Here is a 17,536-nt window from a genome sequence, read left to right on the forward strand (position 1 = left end):
GAGTTATGAAATTAAAACACGTAATGTTATCAGTACTTTTTATAGGTTTTTGTACTAGTGTGAACGCACAATGGAAAAAAAACAAAGCAAATGAAGACACAAAAATTTGGAGATACGACTTAGAATGTGAAGGTATTGCTAAGCAAGGATCAAAACTAGTTAAGGTATGGTCCTATTCTAAAAATCCTAAACATGCCATTTCAAGAGGAATGAAAAATGCTGTTCACGGGATTATTTTCAAAGGTTTTGCTGGTGGTGGTCAAGGCTGTACTCAATTTAGAGCCTTAGTATCTGATCCTTCAATGGAAGAAAAACACAAAGAATTTTTTGATAGTTTCTTTGCAGATGGTGGAGCATATTTAAAATATGTAAGTTCAGCAACTGATGGCAATATTGCGCCTGGTGATCGATTAAAAGTTAGTAAACGTGAATACAAAATTGGAATTGTTGTGAATGTCCTTACTGATCAATTAAGAAAATTATTAGAATCAAAAGGTATCGCTAAGTCTTTAGATTCTGGTTTCTAATTAAAAAAATATATACAATGAAATTACATAAATCATTTACCCTCATTACATTTACACTATTTTGTTTATTAAGTTTTGGTCAAGCAAAAAAACCAACACTTATGGTTGTTCCTAGTGATGCTTGGTGCATACAAAACGGATACTCTTTAGAGTTTGACAATCAAGGTTCAATAACAAGAATTCCTGATTACAAAAGAGCTTTTCAAGAAAACACTGAAGTTCTGCAAGTAATTAGCCAAATTAATGGCATGATGGCAGAAAGAGGTTTTCCTCTTAAAAACATGGAGTCTGCTATTAAAACTATGGAGTCTAATGCAGTAGAAGATAATCTTAGAAGTTCTAAAGACTCTGGAGCTTCTGTAGATGAAAGTCCAATTGATGCTATTAAAAAAGCTGCCAAAGCAGATATCATTATTCAATTAACTTGGACAGTTAATAAAACTGGGCCAAAAAAATCTATAAATTTCAACCTTCAAGGTTTAGATGCTTACACAGATAAACAAGTAGCAACTGCCACAGGAACTGGAGCACCTTCATTTTCTGCAGAAACACCAGTTTTACTTTCTGAAGCCGTATTATCTCATATGGACAATTTCACGTTGTCTTTGCAGGAACATTTTGATGATATGTTTGAAAATGGACGAGAAATCATTGTGAGAATCCAAAAGTGGGATGATTGGGATGGTGATCTTGAAACTGAATTTGGAGGAGAAGATGAATTAGGATTCGTTATTGAAGACTGGTTAGCTGATAATACTGTAAAAGGTAGATTTAGTACAACAGATATGACGGAAAGCATGGCGCTTTTTGAACAAGTTAGAATTCCACTTTACAATGACAAAGGACGAGCTATTGATGCACGACGATTTGTTAGAGAATTAAGTAAGTATTTAAATAATGCACCATTTTCAATTCCTAATAAATTAGTAATGAAAGGACTTGGAAGAGCTACGATAATACTAGGCAGTAAATAATATAAAAAACAACAAAATGAAAAACGCTTTAGCAATACTATTTTGTTTAGCTTCAATTGTAGCAATTGGGCAAAACAAAGATTATGCAATTAATTTAGGTGCTTATGTTCCTGATCAAATAGAAAATGTACCAGCATCAGCAAAAAAGATGCTTATCAATAAACTTGGCCAAATTGTTACCGCAAACGGTATTAGTGATAATGCTTACAATTCAAGATTTATTATCACACCAAATATTGTCGTGGCTACAAAAGAAGTAATGCCAACTTCACCAGTAAAAGTAGTTCTAGTTTTAGACGTTACTTTATATATTGGTGACGGAATTGCAGGAACCTTATACGCTAGTGAAACTTTTAATTTAAAAGGTGTAGGAACAACAGAAACTAAAGCCTACATGCAAGCTTTAAAACGTCTTAAGCCTAAAAATGAAAACATGCAAAGTTTTCTGTCTAGAGGAAAAGACAAAATTATTGATTACTACAATACAAACTGCTCGCAAATACAAAAAGATGCTGAAGCTCTAGAAAACTCAGGACAACCAGAACAAGCCTTAGGAATCATGCTTAGCATTCCTTCTTCTAGTTCTTGCTTTGATAAATCAAAGAGCAAAACAAAGGCACTTTTTATAAAAGCTGCGAATAGAGATTGTAAATTAAGACTTAATGAAGCACAAGCCATCTGGAGTGCTAATCAAGATATTGAAGCAGCTAATGAAGCAGCTAGAATCTTATCTTCGGTTCAGCCAGAAGCAGATTGCTTTAGTAAAGTAAAGGCCTTGTTTAGTAAAATTGAAGCTAGAGCCAAAGACTTACAAGACAGAGACTGGAATTATAAACTTAAAGTTTTAGATGCAACTAAATCCTATTATGATTCTGCTTTTGAAGTTAGTATGGCTAACGCACAAAATCAACCAAGTACAGTGATGTACAATGTGAGAGGTTGGTATTAATTTTTAAGTCAATTATAATAAAAAAAGCACTCTAGTTAGAGTGCTTTTTTTATTACCTAACTTGAATAAGCTCAAATCATTTTCTTTTCTAACTATTTTACGTTAATTTTAGATTATTGAAAATCAGATTTTTAAAAAACTTCAATCCCCTCTTTTTTATAAACCGCTTTTCATCTTAACAAATACTACTAAATCAATTAAAAGATGAAATTACTAAAAGTATCAAGCCTTGTATTAGTCTTACTTATTTTTTCTTGTAAAGACAAAACTCCAAAACCCAATCCTGCATTAGCTTCAATCGATTTAAAACGAGGTGACATTTTACTTTGTGGTACTCCAGAATTTGGTGATGTAAGTTTTGCTCTAGAATGTGAATATAATGTTCGGGAAACTTTTGATTTAGCCATTTCACTACTCCACTCTTTTGAATATGACGAAGCTGAGAAAGCATTTGTAAAAGTTATTGATGCAGATCCAGAATGTGCTATGGCATATTGGGGAGTTGCAATGAGTATATATCATGAGTTATGGGCTCCACCTGGTCCTAAAGAATTAAAAAAAGGATTAGCACTTCTTGAAATAGCAGAATCTTTACCAAAAACAAAACGAGCAGAATTGTACCTAGATGCTATAAACGTATTTTATAATGATTGGGAAAACAAAGATCATAAAACTAGAGAGCTCTTATATGAAAAGAAAATGGAGCAAATTTATAAGAGTCAAACTGATGACATTGAAGCTGCTATATTTTATTCCTTAGCCATAACTTCTGCTGCAGATCCAAATGATAAAACGTATTCTAATCAGAAAAAAGCTGGTGCTATTCTACAAAAGCTTTTTAAAGAACAACCTAATCATCCAGGTATTGCCCATTATGTGATTCACACTTATGATTATCCAGAAATTGCAGAAACAGCTCTAAATACGGCGAGACGTTATGCTGAAATTGCTCCAGCTTCTGCACACGCACAACATATGCCTTCTCATATCTTTACACGTCTAGGTCTATGGCAAGAATCTATTGACACCAATATAAATTCAGCATCATCGGCAGTTTGTTATGCAGAAAGTGTTAATCCAGATGCCAATTGGGCTCAAGAAATTCATGCCATGGATTATCTAGTCTATGCCTATTTGCAACAAGGAAAAGACAAAGAGGTAAACGACCAAAATGAATATCTCAAATCAATGAAAAAGATATTCCCATTAAATCACTTTGCTGTTGCTTATACTGCAAATGCAATTCCGGCAAGAATTGCCTTAGAAAACAGGCAATGGGAAAAGGCAGCTCAATTAAAATTACCCACTTTAGATCTTAATTGGGATAATTTTCCTTGGGAAAAATCAATTTTGCATTTTGCTAGAGCTTTAGGATCTGCTCGTTCTGGTGATATTGTTGCTGCTGAAAAAGAACTGGCAATCATTCAATCTTTCCATGAGGAACTACTTGAATTAAAGAGTGCTCAAGCCAAATATAAAGCTGGACAAGTTTACATTGAAATTAAGACTACAGAAGCTTGGATTAATTTAGCAAAAGGGAACAATGAGGAAGCGCTCGCTTTAATGAGAACTGCCGCAAAGCTTGAAAGCGAAACCTCTAAACACCCTGTAACACCAGGAGAAGTATTACCTGCTGACGAACTTCTTGGTGATATGCTACTACTTTTAAATAAACCAGAAGAGGCCTTAATAGCTTATGAAATCAATTTAAAAGGACATCCAAATAGATTCAATGGAATTTATGGAGCAGCAATAGCAGCAAAAAAATCAGGAAACACGGATAAGGCAACCTTGTATTTCAAACAACTTATTGAACTTGCTAAGGATTCCAATAGCAATCGAAATGAACTTGTAGAAGCTTCAAATTATATTGAAAAATCTATCCTTTAATTGCATTCATTATGACTGTGAATAAAAAGCTCGTATTCGTACTTAATTTAGCTTTGTTGTGTATTGGGTTATTATCCTGTAACACTAAGGAGAAAAAAATATTACCTATCTATAATCCTGCAGACTTCAAATCAGAATTAGTAGACAAGAAGCTTAGAGGAAAAACCGAAAATCATACAGTCGCAGATTTTAACCTTACCAATCAAAATGGTCAAGTAATTACTCAGGAGAATTACAAGGATAAAATATATGTAACTGATTTCTTTTTCACAACCTGTGGTACTATTTGTCCAATAATGACTGATAACATGGGAAAAATTCAAGAAGAGTTTATAGATGATGATGAAATCATGTTTTTATCACTTTCTGTTCTTCCAGAAACAGATAATGTCACTATTTTAAAAGAATATGCAAAAGCAAAAGGTGTAATTGACAAAAAATGGAATATAACTACTGGTGACAAAAACCATATTTATAAACTTGCTCGTCAAAGTTATTTTGCAGTTGTAAAACAAGGTGATGAACAACAAGATTTCATACACACGCCCAACTTCATCTTAATAGACAAAAAGAAACAAATTCGTGGTATTTATGATGGGACAAATGATGAGGACATTAAACGAATTATTGAAGATATACATATTTTAAAAAACTAGAATATATCTTTTAATTACAAACCTTAATTTTTCGACAATTCATTTATCTTTGAGTAAATTTCAATTCATTTTATGAACGACAGTCTTATTCTCATTTTAACCATTCTTATTTCTGCAGCAATTGGTGCCTACTTAGGCATGCTTTTTATTAAACTGAAAAGTAAAAGCGAACAAAGCACGCTAGAAGAACGTCAAAATCAGATGTCTTTAACGATTGAAGGTTTAAAACAGAACCTTTCAAAACTCGAAACAGATCGTGAAGACATAAGACGAGAGAAAGAGTTTTTAAATACCGAATTAACAAGAAAGAATACTGAATACGAAAATCTTCAGCAACAAAATTTAAAGCGTGATGAAGAATTAGAAGAGCGGCAAGAACAGCTCAGAAAAGACTTCGAACTACTTGCTACTAAAATATTAGATGAAAAATCCGAAAAATTCACCCTTCAGAATAAAGAAAACATCAAGAATATCTTAAATCCACTTCAAGAAAAAATTCAAATTTTCGAAAAAAAGGTTGACGATACACAAAAGGAAAGCATTAGTATGCATTCTGCTTTAAAAGAGCAGCTCCTAGGTTTAAAAGATCTTAATCAGCAAATGACTAAAGAAGCTACCAACCTAACCAAAGCCTTAAAAGGCGATAGTAAAATGCAAGGAAATTGGGGCGAATTGGTCTTAGAACGTGTTCTTGAAAAGTCAGGATTAGAGAAAGATAGAGAATATTATGTTCAGCAGAGTTTTAATCTTCCTGACGGTAGTCGAGTACTTCCAGATGTCGTTTTGCATCTTCCAGATCGTAAAAAAATGATTATTGACAGTAAAGTATCATTGACAGATTACGAACGATACGTGAATGCAGAGGATAATGAACGTCACATCTATTTAAAAGCGCATATCAATTCTATTAGAAAACATGTTGATCAACTTTCAGAAAAAAACTATCAAGACTTATATGATATAGAATCACCTGACTTTGTCTTGCTATTTATACCCATTGAACCTGCTTTTGCTGTTGCCATAAATGAAGACAATTCATTGTACAACAAAGCATTTGAGCAAAATATTGTTATTGTAACACCTTCTACTCTATTAGCTACACTGCGTACGATTGATACCATGTGGAATAACGAAAAGCAGCAGCGCAATGCAATAGAAATTGCTAGACAAGCTGGAGCGCTTTACGACAAATTTGAAGGTTTAGTAAAAGACTTAACTGGAGTTGGCAAAAAGATTGATGATGCCAAAAAAGATTATTCTTCGGCCATGAATAAATTAGTTGAAGGAAAAGGAAACCTAATCACAAGCGTAGAGAAAATTAAAAAATTAGGAGCGAAAGCAAAAAAATCTTTACCGGAAGCCATTATTAAACGTGCTCATGATGATGAAGAATAAAAATACCTATGACTTATAAAACTATAGATTCGACAAGAATCAGCATGACCCAATTAATGCAGCCTTCAAATTCAAATTTTAATGGCAAAATTCATGGTGGTTACATTTTAAACTTAATGGATCAAATTGCATTTGCATGTGCTTCAAAACATTCAGAAACCTATTGCGTCACGGCTTCGGTAGATACTGTAGATTTTTTAAATCCGATTGAAATTGGTCATTTAGTAACAATGAAAGCTTCTATTAATTATGTTGGTCACACCTCTATGGTTGTTGGTATACGTGTAGAATCTGAAAACATTAGAACTGGTGAAATGAAACATTGCAATTCCTCTTATTTTACAATGGTAGCTAAAAATGACCTTGGTAAATCTGTTGAAGTTCCTGGTTTAATCATTAATGACAAAACTGAAATAAAACGATTTCTGAAAGCATTAAAACGCAAAGAAACTAAAGCATCAAGACAACTTGAATTCAGTAAATCAGATTTCACACATACTGATTACCTAGAAGATTTAAAATCGTATAAAGTTAAGATTGAACTTCCTGAAAACTATTAAAAATGTACGCGCAAAACAGCATTCGGTGTTATTCCTAATGAGTTTTGCAACGTCTCATTAATTGCACCATTACTTATGCGATAAAAGTTATTAATCTCATTTGATTTATTTAAAACATTCCAAATGGAAATTCCTAAATCTGCTTTTGCCTTTTTTCCTAGTTTAAAATCATAGAGTGCAGAAACATCTACTCGAAAATAATCTTCTAATCGACTAGAATTTGTGGTTTCAAAATTAATAACTTCATCAACGATCTCATTGCCATTAATGGGTTGCGTAGTTGCCTTTCCCGAATGCCAATTAAGTCCAGCAGATACTTTCAAATGTTCTAAAGTATAAGCTAAACCGTACGTTATAGTATGTCTTATGTCAAAATTACTGGGAAATGATTGTTCAGATAATTCGTTAAATTCGTAATTACTTTTCATATAAGAATAGCTTAACCAGGTATTAAAATCTCGAATTTCCTTACGTAAAATAAAATCCAATCCTAAAGCATCATAATTACCTTTGCTTTTCACAAATTCAAATTGGTTTTGAAACCCTTGACTTTGTGTTGTAATTCCATTAACGCGTTTATAATAATTATCAATGCTCAATAACCATCCATTTTTGTTATAACTGACACCAAACGACATCTGTTTGCTTCTAATAATTGGAATATCAGTATCATTTGATAATTGCCATCGTCTCTTCTCAATACCCAAGAAATCATTCTGAAAATTAATAATCTGAGAGGTGTTTTGGTGTTTAAATTCACCTAGAACCTCAATTGAAAAATTATTCAAAAATTGATGGGTAAAAGCCAATCTAGGCTCCAATATATGCTTACTAAACTTACCGATAAAGTTATATCTCAAACCAAAATTTAAGAAGGTTTTCTTGTCCGTTGATTTATAATTCATTTGAGAAAACAAACCATGTGTTGTTAACACTTCAGAAACTAAGGACTTAAAACGCGGTGTGTCGACATCGTCAAGGTTTGTGATTTCCGTTTCCACAAAATGATAGCCATTTAAAAGTTGTATTCTATCATTAACTTTATAATTAGTACGAAACTTCAAACTTGTTTCTGATACGATATTCTCTTGTTGGAAACGTTGCTGATCTAGAATATTTGCATTGTTTGCTTTTAGCTTATAATCAGTTTCATAAACCTCAAAAGCAGATTGCCATTTGTCATTCCAAATCCGGTTATAATGAATTGCTCCTGCTATACTATGCTGACTCAAACTACTTTGACGCGATGTTTCTGTAGCATTAATTATGGTGTTTTCATTAAATCGGAGTGCATTATAGGTATTTAAAAAATTTACTTGAAGTTGATCTTTATCTGAAATGTGATACATCCATCGCAATGACGTGTCATAAAAGTCAAACTCTTGATTAGTGTTAATTATATCATTTGCATTCATCGCAACTTCAGTGTCTTGCGAAATACGATCAAAATAATTGGAGTATGTTGGTGTTTCAGTAATATCACTTATCGATTTCCGAGCAGCAACTTGCAATGATGATTTTTTACTAATAGGAACATCTGCAAACCCATTGGCATCAATAAAATTAACACCCAAGCTCCCTTTAAATTTATCATTGATTTCAGAACTTGTCTCCATAGAAATTGTACCCGAAACACCATCAGTAAGTGATGTATCTGTTCCGTTTTTAAGCACATTTACATGTTGTGTGATTTGTGGATTAAACATCGAAATCAATCCAAAAAAATGTCCTGACTGATACATTTTTATACCATCCCAAAGGATTAAATTTTGATCATGTGTTCCAGCTCTAATATTAATATCTGAAACCGTTTCGTTAATACTTTGAATTCCAGGAAATGCCTGAACAGCTTGCAACACATCAGTATCTATAAGGCCAGGAAGAATATCGAATTGTCCAAAATCTACCTCAAAAGAACCAGTATTGAGCTTATTTATACCTTTAACGATGTATTTAGATACAATAACTTCAGATAAATACTGAAGTTCAAAGGTTTTATCTTTAAGACGGACAAGAATAAAGTTACCATCTTGATTTTCAAATGAAAATTTGGTATTGACCTCAAGATACAAAAGCACATCTTCTAAGGGTAAATCTTTAGAGGGTGGAACAATTGTAATGCCTTCAAGCAAATCTTCAGCAAAATTAAATTTAATACTAAATTGTTGCTGAAGTATTTCAAACAGGTTAATTAACGGCACTTTTGTAGGTGTCTCTTGAGCATCATTGTCAAAAGAAAAGAATAAAAAAAGAACAACTAAAAAAAATAGTTTACTTTTTATTGCCATAAATTATAACGTCATTTGATGCATTAGACTTATAACTTAATTCCATAGGTTTTGTAATAGCAAGCAAAGCGTTTGTAATATTACTATGTTTAAATCCACCAGTAAATAAACGCTCTGTATTTACATTTTCTACTATAATATTAATATCATATTGACGTTCCATTTCGGCAATAACAGCCTTAAAAGGGATTGCTTTAAACACACTTTGACTTTGCAACCATTGAGGAGTTAGGTCTTCAATCCTATCCTGACTGTAGTTATTGTTTAGTAATCTATAGGTATCACCAGCTAATAGTGTTTTAGAAATTGCTCCAGATGAAACTTTGACTACACCTTCAAAACATTGTACTTCAAAATAATCTTTGCGTTGGTTTACATTAAATTCTGTTCCGACAACGGTAACAACACCTTGTGAGGTCACCACATCAAAGGTTTTACCTTTTGCGACTTTAAAATAAGCTTCACCATTTAGGTTTAAACTTCTGTGGTCATTCCAGTCTGCTTTCTTAAATGAAATCTCAGAACCAGCATTTAGAACGACTTCAGAATGGTCTGGAAGTTCAATAGTAGTTTGCTGACTTGCCAAAGTTTCAATTACAGTGATATTATTGAAGAAAAATGTAAAGTAAATTCCTAAAGTAATCACAATCACACTGGCTATTCTTAACAAAGGTTTAAACCAATCTATCTGTTTTACTTTTGATGTTTTTGATTTGTGGTTAGACTGCAAATCTTCAAAAGTTCCAGGTTTTGAATAATTAGAAGCTTTGAATTGCTGTGCACCATCTATGATAGCTTGATGCAATTCAAAATCCTCTCCTTGCTCGAACGTTTGTTTTTCGGCAGGAGTTAATTCATCATTTAACCATTTCTGGATGAGGTCTTCTGTATTCATAAATCGATTTACTATGTATATAACAACTTCAATTGCATTTCTCCTGATTATTTTATTTTAAATCCTTCTAATTCTTTTTTAAGAATATTAAACGCACTATAAATTCTATATTCCACTACCTTTTGAGTCACACCTAAAAACTCTGCTATCTCACTGTGTTTCTTACCTTCTACCTTATTTAATAAAAATGCAACACGTTGGTCTTCGTTTAAACTAGCGAGCACTTTTTTATAGCGTTCATGGAACTCGTCTTGTTCTAGAATAAATTCTGGCGACTCATTAGTATGGGATTTGGGTTTTAATTTTTGATAATTAAGAACTACTTTTTGATGTTTTATATCATTCAACACCATATTATTAGCTACGGTGAATAAAAAAGACTTCGCCTTACTTAATGTGACACTCTTACAATTATCCCATAGTTTAATAAACGTATCTTGAGTCTTATCTTTAGGATTAAACTGTGCGCCATATTTATAATATAAAAAATCATGTACATCTTTTGAGTACGTCTCATACACATGCTCAAAAACTTTGGCTTCACAGATATTATCTTTTAGGTCTTTTGGCAAGGTTTTAATTTTATTTTTTTAAAGGTAAATAAATATTTTATTATTCTTTTCAGGAGTTTTTAAACTTAAGTTGTTATATATTAAAGCATCACAAACTACGGCTTTACCATGAGACTATCATTTAAATATATTTCAATTGTATTCTTCTCTGTTGCGTTTGTATTGACGTCATGCAGAAAAGAAGAAACTGAATTTATTGAAACTGCACCTGATGATATTTTAGGTCCGAATTCTTCAATTGCAAATTTAATGCTTCGCACTGTTACTAATGATGGTTCTGATGATAATATTTTAGATTTTGCTAATTGCTTTAATATAAAATTACCTGTTATTGTTGCTGCTAATTCTATTGAAGTCGCTCTAAATACTGAAAGTGATTACGATAAAGTAGAAACTATTTTTGATGAAGAATATGATGATATAAATGTTCTAGACATATCATATCCTATTACTATTATTGGTACTGATTATTCAGAAACTTTGGTATATAATAGCAGCGAACTTAACAATTTTGCTTCGACATGTAATGGTGAAAATACTATGGATAATGATATTGAGTGTATCGATTTTATATATCCTATTTCCGCTTCAGTATTTAATACAAATAATGAATTCTTATCCACTGAAGTATTTTCATCAGATAAAGAAATGTATCATTTTATTGATGATATTTCTTCTGAAGACATTGTAACTATACATTTTCCAATTTCAGTAAAACTTTATGATAATTCTGAACTTCAAATTAATTCAATGTCTGAATTACAAACTAGTATTGAAAATCATCAAAATGACTGCAATGAGGATGACAATTTTGATTATGATGATGACGATTGTAATCACTGTACTCAAGAATTAGTTGCTGAATTTCTAACTGGATGTCAAGATTGGTATGTAGATAAATTAAAGAGAGAAGCAATTGACCATAATTCTATTTATGAAGGTTATGACTTCAATTTTTTTACAGATGGAACGCTTTCTGTGTACTGGAATTCAACGACTGTTTATGGTAACTGGACCTCAGAAGGCACAGCAAATGACATTATTGTAACCATAGATATTCCTGCGTTGCCACTGTGCAACAACACATGGGAATTACAGGAGATAAATACAAATTCTGGGTTAACAAAAGTTGATTTTAAACTTGATTTAGATGACAGATTACGCTACAGAAATAGTTGTAATTAGTAAACCATAACATGAAAAAGAAAAATTGGGTTAGTCATTACATATTAGGGATTTAAAATTGTTAAAATTAAACTGCTTTGGTCTTAAAAAATCAAAGCAGTTTAAACCCAAACTAAAAATAATAATCATGCGAAAGCGAATTGGTGTTCTAGTGGTTTCAATAATTATATTAATAATTGGCTATACTTATCTAAATCAAAGTCATAGAGATATTGAAAATGAACCTGCAATATTTGAAATGAACTCTAAGGAAATAGCGTCAAGCTTTACTGCTAATACAAGTGAAGCTGAAGCAAAATATATCAACTTAACTGTAGAGTTAACTGGACATGTTACTGAACTAAACTCAAACTCAATAACATTAGACGATAAAGTCTTCTGTCAGTTTACGAATCCAATAGAAAACGAAATTGATGAACATTCGCAAATAAAAATAAAAGGTCGTGTTATTGGCTATGATGACTTACTTGAACAAGTAAAATTAGATCAATGCACAATCAATAAAAACTGAATTATTAACTACGTAAATTTATATTATTATGAAAAAACATTACACATTTAAAATCATTTTATGTCTAGGACTAATAGCCTTTTCACTTCAAGATGCTTATGCACAATTTAGAATAGTAGAAGTTGATCCTTCAGCCGATACAGTTACCATTAAAAATTATGGAGCGACTACACAGGATATTGGTGCATACAGACTATGCGCATTGTTTGGTTATCGTACCTTATCTTCACAAACAACTGTTGTATCAGGTTTGCTAAATTTAGCTCCAGATGCTGAAGTTACCGTGTCTTCACCAGGTTTTTTAAATAATACAGCTTCAGACCTCGGACTTTATCTACCTTCAGGTAGCTTTGGTTCACCAGCAGCAATGGAAGATTTTATGCAATATGGTAGTGGTGGAAACGGAAGAGAAAGTGTTGCAGTTTCTAAAGGAATTTGGACTGCTGGATCTTTTGTAAGTGCAGCTCCTCCTTATGAGTACACAGGTAATGGAGCTCAAAATGGTTTTCAGTTTTGGGATACGTCATTAAGTATTAATGATTTCAATACTACTTTTGGTATCAATCTTTATCCAAATCCAACGCGTTCATTACTAAATATTGAAATGAAAAATAATGGAGATAAGCTTACTTTTCAAGTGCTAGACATCTTGGGCAAACAAGTTTTAAAAGGAAGTCTAAACTCTGAAAGCCTTTCTCAAATTGACGTTTCTAATATAGAACATGGGTTATACATGATCAAAATTTCTACAGGAGACAAATCTGAAACAAAACGTTTCATTAAGAACTAAACGTAACATTCATAAAGCCAAATAGTAATCACATTAGTATTTGGCTTTTTTAACACTCGTAATTATGAAAACATTTCTTTTCATGTGTCTTTGTGCGCCATTGTTAGCATTCGCTCAAGGTGATTTATTAGACGAAATTGATATCGAACCCACTGAAAACCAATATGTTTATGCCGCTTTTAAAGGGTTAAAGATTGTCAATTTTGAATCCACAAAACTTGTAGCAAAAAAAGAGCTAATGTTTATTGTTTCACATAGATTTGGTAGCATAAAAAACGGATTTGAAAATTTTTTTGGTCTTGATGATGCGGTAACGCGTTTAAACTTTGTTTATGGTGTTACTGATGGGATTAACTTTGGTGTTTCTAGAAGTTCTTTTCAAAAAATTTATGAAGCCTCTGCAAAATACCGACTCGCAAGACAGCAAGACAACGGGTTTCCATTTACAATTGTCGGATTCAATTCTATTCTTTTAAACACGGCCTTAGATGAAGTTAATTTACCAAAGTTAGAATTCAAAGATCGGTTAGGATATACTGCTCAACTTTTAATTTCTAGAAAAGTAAGCACAAACCTTTCTATAGAACTAGCACCAACATTTTTTCATGACAATTACGTGCAACAAAATAATCAACATAACTCACAATTTGCTATAGGAACTGGTTTCCGTTATAAATTGACAAAACGATGGTCACTTAATACTGATTATGGTTGGCATTTAAACAGAGCAGATAATTCTCCTTTTAAAAACCCTTTATCAATAGGTATGGATTTAGAAACTGGAGGTCATGTATTTCAAATGCATTTTTCTAATGCTCAGGCTATGAATACCAATGGGTTTTTAGGTCAAGCTACAGGAGATTGGAGCGATGGTAACATCTATTTTGGGTTTAATTTAAGTCGCATATTTTAAAATTGAAAGACTATGAAAATCAAGTATTCACTTTACGTTATCGTATTACTATTAAGCTACAGTTGTTCTTATGTGAGCGAAGCAGATTTAATTGATGCTACTCCAATTATAGAAACTATAACCTATACAGAGCACGTTAAACCTATTATAGACAATAATTGTATTGTTTGCCACAATAATCCTCCAATAAATGGAGCTCCAATATCCTTGACTACATTCAACGATGTTAAAAATGCCATCGATAACAATGGATTAATCACTCGCATATCATCAAACGATTTAGGGTTTTTAATGCCATTTGGAGGTCCAAGATTGCCACAAAATTTAATTGACACCATAATTGAATGGGAAGCAGATGGGTTATTAGAAAACTAATTGAATTAATTAAAACCTTTCAACATGAAATATATTCCAATTTTAGCTCTACTTATTTGTTCAACTGTGTTATCTCAAAACAAATACATCACAAAAACAGGTTCTATTAATTTTGAGGCCTCTGTGCCTTCATTTGAAGAAGTTAAAGCAGAGAACAATTCAGTAACAGCAATTCTTAATACTGAAAATGGAGACATTGCCGCTTTAGCTTTAGTGAAGGGTTTTCGGTTTAAAAATGCATTAATGGAAGAGCATTTTAATGAAAACTATGCCGAATCTGATACCTTTCCAAAAGCTAGGTTTAAGGGAAAAATTGAAGGGTTTGATTTTGAAAAACTTGAAACCACCTATAATCTTACAGGTGAGTTGTCATTTCATGGCAAAACAAAAACAATAGATAATATTAGCATCTCAGTTTCAATACTTGGAGATAAGATCTTGCTCCAAGGTAGTTTTTTGACCAAGGCATCAGATTTTGATATTGATATTCCTAAAATAGTGAGGAACAAAATTACTGATGATATAAGCGTCACGTTTCAATTTGAACTACTTAAAAAATAAAACCATCACTTGTAGGTGATGGTTTTATTTAATAAATATGTAATACATTTTATTGCTTCACAAAACGTTTAGTCTGCGTAGAATTATCAGTAGAAATTCTAACTAGATAAACACCAGTATTCCATTTAGAAACATCTATAGTTGACGTTAAAGCATCTAATTGATTTGAATACACACGCTTTCCTAAAACATCATATACTGCAATCGTTGCATTAATAGAATTTTGAGGTAAATACACATTTAATCTTGATGTTGCAGGATTTGGTGATATTGAAAATTCATTATTCGATAAAACTTCTGTTGTACTTAAAGTAGTAGATGCAGTAATATCGTTTAAATCCATAGTTCTTGCTCCAGATTGACCAAGCCAAGATACACTAGTATTACTAAAAATTCGCATTTCAACTACACTGCCAAGTACTTGTGCAGGTGTTAAACCAGATCCTCCAGCTAATACTGAAAAATCTGAAGGTTGAATAGGAATAGTAACCGTCTGCCATCCTGAACCTGCAGTTACAACCACTGTATTTGTAGTCACCATTTGTGTAGAAGGAAATGTGTTTGAATCTTGGTCGCTCAATCCTATTCTTAAATTAAGATCTCCAGTAGTGGCTCTAACATCCATTTTAATAGCCACAACACCTTGTCCAGCAAAATCACCAGACCATTGTGCATTTCTCGTAAAAATTAACATCTTACTTCCTGGACCATTACTAGATCCTGTAGTAACATAACTAAAAAAGGCATCACCAGCTCCATCAGGACCTCCATCTGCAGGATTACTAATTTGAGCTGCTGCTACAGCAGGATTACCAAGTGTCCAGTTATTTAAAGAGCTTTCAAAATCATCTACCTGATTGGCTACAATTTGAGCGAAAGACACTGAAGAGATTAAAAATAAAGAATATATAAGTAGTTTTGTTTTCATCGCATTCTTTTAAATAATATATCAAATATAATACATTTTTTATTCAAAATTAATAGCTATTAACATGAAAACCGTCCAAATTAATTTGAACGGCTTTCATATTCTATTATTAGTATTTAACCTATTCTTTCACTAGTCTCTTAGTATGTGTAGCGTTTTCAGTTGAGACCCTAACTAAATAAATTCCACTGTTCCATTGCGAAACGTTAACCCTTGCTGATAAAGAATTAAAATTACTTTCATAAACTTTTTTGCCTAATACATCATATACACTTATGGAAGCATTTTCAGAAAATGCAGGCAAATTAATTGTGAAATATGTTTTTGAAGGGTTTGGTGAAATATTAAAATCACTAACATCAAAATCATCACGACTTAATGTTAATCCTTGCATAGTTATTCCTTTATTTCCAACACCATGCCATTCTAAATCAAATCCTGGGAAACCGTATCTAGCCCAAACTAACTCTATAGATGTGGCAGATGCAGAAAACACATAATCTTTTTCATTTCCAGTATTAATTGCTCTAGTTGCCACAAGAGTTCGTACTCCCGAATTCACAACATTTGAAGTTATTGTCCAATCACGTTCTCCTTCAGCATCCTCAGTTGGAGTTATACCAATAGCATCTTGACCAGGTTCTTGTCCTGGAAAACCAAAAGATCTATCTGTAAGCTCCGAAATAGTTGTACCAGGATTTTCTGGATCGTCATATTCACGATAAATAACAACATCGCCACTAGAAGTCATGCTTTGGACTCCAAAACCTAAGCCTAACCATCTATCATCAGGTCCTATAAGTGTTAAGGTGACTGTAGTTGGGTTCACATCAATCTGAGCAGAATATTCTAATCCAGCAGTATTAGATAGTTGCATCAAACCAGTAGTATAAGTCTGGCTAAATGCACTATTAAAATAAAGTAAACCAATTAAGGCAAAAGTAATTTTTTTCATAATAATCTTATTTTTTATTGACAAGGTCAATTATTGTCTCATTTTTCGTCATAGACGCATAATCTATTGCATTATTACCTCTATTGTCCTTAAAAGTAACATCTGCTTTGGCATCCAACAACAATTTTATTATTTCCTCACTTCTTAAGATAATGGCATAATGCAAAGGTGTAGTACCATTCGCATCAGCAAAATTAACATTAGCATTTAACTTAAGCAAATGTTTAACTATTTGAGGTTTGTTTTTATAAACGGCCGCCATTAAAGGAGTTCCATACTCGCTTGTTCCATCAATATTCTTAACATGCGATGCTAAAAAAATAGCGACATCGTTGTTCCCTCTATAACATGCCAAAGTTAATGGTGGATATCCGTTAGTACTAATAGAATTGATTGTATCGGGATTAATTGCCATTAATTTCTTAACATCTTCAATTGTACCTGAACGAGCCACATCAAAAATATTCTTTTGACTATAGCATAGGAAAGACACCATAAGGAAAAAGTAAAAACTAACTTTTTTCAGATTAAACATCATAGATTTGAGTAATAATAGGCTAATGTACTAATTTTAGGTTAAATACGGCTTACCGTTTATCGAATATAATTTTA

Annotated in this window: 19 protein-coding genes; 13 read left to right on the top strand and 6 right to left on the bottom strand. The window is 32.4% G+C overall.

Annotated features, from left to right (window positions below):
* Positions 1-5: 5 nt before the first annotated feature.
* The 7 genes from VOI25_RS05200 (at position 6) to VOI25_RS05230 (ending at position 6,951) form a co-directional block, all read left to right on the top strand.
* Positions 6-527: a hypothetical protein gene (locus VOI25_RS05200; protein WP_323787942.1), complete on the top strand. Its 522-nt coding sequence runs from the start codon at positions 6-8 to the stop codon at positions 525-527.
* A 17-nt stretch (positions 528-544) separates the two neighbouring features.
* Positions 545-1,501, top strand: coding sequence for a DUF6175 family protein (locus VOI25_RS05205; RefSeq protein WP_323787943.1), 957 nt, complete (start codon positions 545-547; stop codon positions 1,499-1,501).
* Between the two features lie 16 nt (positions 1,502-1,517).
* A complete protein-coding gene (locus tag VOI25_RS05210; RefSeq protein WP_323787944.1) occupies positions 1,518-2,450 on the top strand; it encodes a hypothetical protein in 933 nt (310 codons plus the stop codon).
* 204 nt (positions 2,451-2,654) lie between these two features.
* Positions 2,655-4,340 carry a hypothetical protein gene (locus tag VOI25_RS05215; RefSeq protein WP_323787946.1) on the top strand — a complete coding sequence of 562 codons (1,686 nt, stop codon included), beginning with the start codon at positions 2,655-2,657 and terminating at the stop codon, positions 4,338-4,340.
* 11 nt (positions 4,341-4,351) lie between these two features.
* On the top strand, positions 4,352-4,996 hold the full coding sequence (locus VOI25_RS05220; RefSeq protein WP_323787948.1) for an SCO family protein: 645 nt from the start codon (positions 4,352-4,354) through the stop codon (positions 4,994-4,996).
* A gap of 72 nt (positions 4,997-5,068) precedes the next feature.
* Positions 5,069-6,391, top strand: a complete 1,323-nt coding sequence (locus tag VOI25_RS05225) for a DNA recombination protein RmuC (RefSeq protein WP_323787950.1) — start codon at positions 5,069-5,071, stop codon at positions 6,389-6,391.
* Positions 6,392-6,399: 8 nt separating this feature from the next.
* The gene (locus VOI25_RS05230; RefSeq protein ID WP_323787951.1) at positions 6,400-6,951 is read left to right on the top strand and encodes an acyl-CoA thioesterase; all 552 of its coding nucleotides are present in this window, start codon (positions 6,400-6,402) and stop codon (positions 6,949-6,951) included.
* Here the strand turns inward: VOI25_RS05230 and VOI25_RS05235 are convergent.
* From VOI25_RS05235 to VOI25_RS05245, 3 genes are read right to left on the bottom strand one after another with little or no spacing between them, the layout of a single operon-like run.
* Entirely contained in the window at positions 6,948-9,239 is a 2,292-nt protein-coding gene (locus VOI25_RS05235) for a TonB-dependent receptor plug domain-containing protein (protein ID WP_323787952.1), read from the bottom strand. The two genes, VOI25_RS05230 and VOI25_RS05235, sit on opposite strands and share 4 nt — an antisense overlap.
* Positions 9,223-10,134: a FecR family protein gene (locus VOI25_RS05240; protein ID WP_323787953.1), complete on the bottom strand. Its 912-nt coding sequence runs from the start codon at positions 10,132-10,134 to the stop codon at positions 9,223-9,225. The genes VOI25_RS05235 and VOI25_RS05240 overlap by 17 nt, the downstream gene beginning before the upstream one ends.
* 47 nt (positions 10,135-10,181) lie before the next feature.
* Positions 10,182-10,706 carry an RNA polymerase sigma factor gene (locus VOI25_RS05245; protein ID WP_323787954.1) on the bottom strand — a complete coding sequence of 175 codons (525 nt, stop codon included), beginning with the start codon at positions 10,704-10,706 and terminating at the stop codon, positions 10,182-10,184.
* 108 nt (positions 10,707-10,814) lie between these two features.
* On the opposite strand from VOI25_RS05245, the gene VOI25_RS05250 reads away from it, so the two are divergent.
* The 6 genes from VOI25_RS05250 to VOI25_RS05275 all read left to right on the top strand — a co-directional run bounded on the left by VOI25_RS05250 (position 10,815) and on the right by VOI25_RS05275 (position 15,041).
* Positions 10,815-11,891 (top strand): hypothetical protein, encoded by a 1,077-nt coding sequence (locus VOI25_RS05250; protein ID WP_323787955.1) that lies wholly within the window; start codon positions 10,815-10,817, stop codon positions 11,889-11,891.
* A gap of 127 nt (positions 11,892-12,018) precedes the next feature.
* Positions 12,019-12,402, top strand: coding sequence for a hypothetical protein (locus VOI25_RS05255; RefSeq protein WP_323787956.1), 384 nt, complete (start codon positions 12,019-12,021; stop codon positions 12,400-12,402).
* A gap of 28 nt (positions 12,403-12,430) precedes the next feature.
* Positions 12,431-13,192: a T9SS type A sorting domain-containing protein gene (locus VOI25_RS05260; RefSeq protein ID WP_323787957.1), complete on the top strand. Its 762-nt coding sequence runs from the start codon at positions 12,431-12,433 to the stop codon at positions 13,190-13,192.
* A gap of 64 nt (positions 13,193-13,256) precedes the next feature.
* Positions 13,257-14,105, top strand: coding sequence for a DUF5777 family beta-barrel protein (locus VOI25_RS05265; RefSeq protein WP_323787958.1), 849 nt, complete (start codon positions 13,257-13,259; stop codon positions 14,103-14,105).
* 12 nt (positions 14,106-14,117) lie between these two features.
* Positions 14,118-14,480 (top strand): hypothetical protein, encoded by a 363-nt coding sequence (locus VOI25_RS05270; protein ID WP_323787959.1) that lies wholly within the window; start codon positions 14,118-14,120, stop codon positions 14,478-14,480.
* Positions 14,481-14,504: 24 nt separating this feature from the next.
* Positions 14,505-15,041, top strand: a complete 537-nt coding sequence (locus VOI25_RS05275) for a YceI family protein (protein ID WP_323787960.1) — start codon at positions 14,505-14,507, stop codon at positions 15,039-15,041.
* Positions 15,042-15,090: 49 nt separating this feature from the next.
* Here the strand turns inward: VOI25_RS05275 and VOI25_RS05280 are convergent, their stop codons facing one another.
* From VOI25_RS05280 to VOI25_RS05290, 3 genes are all read right to left on the bottom strand, one after another.
* Entirely contained in the window at positions 15,091-15,969 is an 879-nt protein-coding gene (locus VOI25_RS05280; protein ID WP_323787961.1) for a T9SS type A sorting domain-containing protein, read from the bottom strand.
* Positions 15,970-16,090: 121 nt separating this feature from the next.
* Complete coding sequence (locus tag VOI25_RS05285) at positions 16,091-16,924, bottom strand: T9SS type A sorting domain-containing protein (RefSeq protein WP_323787962.1); 834 nt, start codon at positions 16,922-16,924, stop codon at positions 16,091-16,093.
* A 7-nt stretch (positions 16,925-16,931) separates the two neighbouring features.
* Positions 16,932-17,462, bottom strand: a complete 531-nt coding sequence (locus tag VOI25_RS05290) for an ankyrin repeat domain-containing protein (RefSeq protein WP_323787963.1) — start codon at positions 17,460-17,462, stop codon at positions 16,932-16,934.
* Between the last annotated feature and the right edge of the window lie 74 nt (positions 17,463-17,536).

The sequence above is a fragment of the Psychroserpens sp. genome, assembly GCF_034670085.1.
GTDB lineage: Bacteria > Bacteroidota > Bacteroidia > Flavobacteriales > Flavobacteriaceae > Psychroserpens.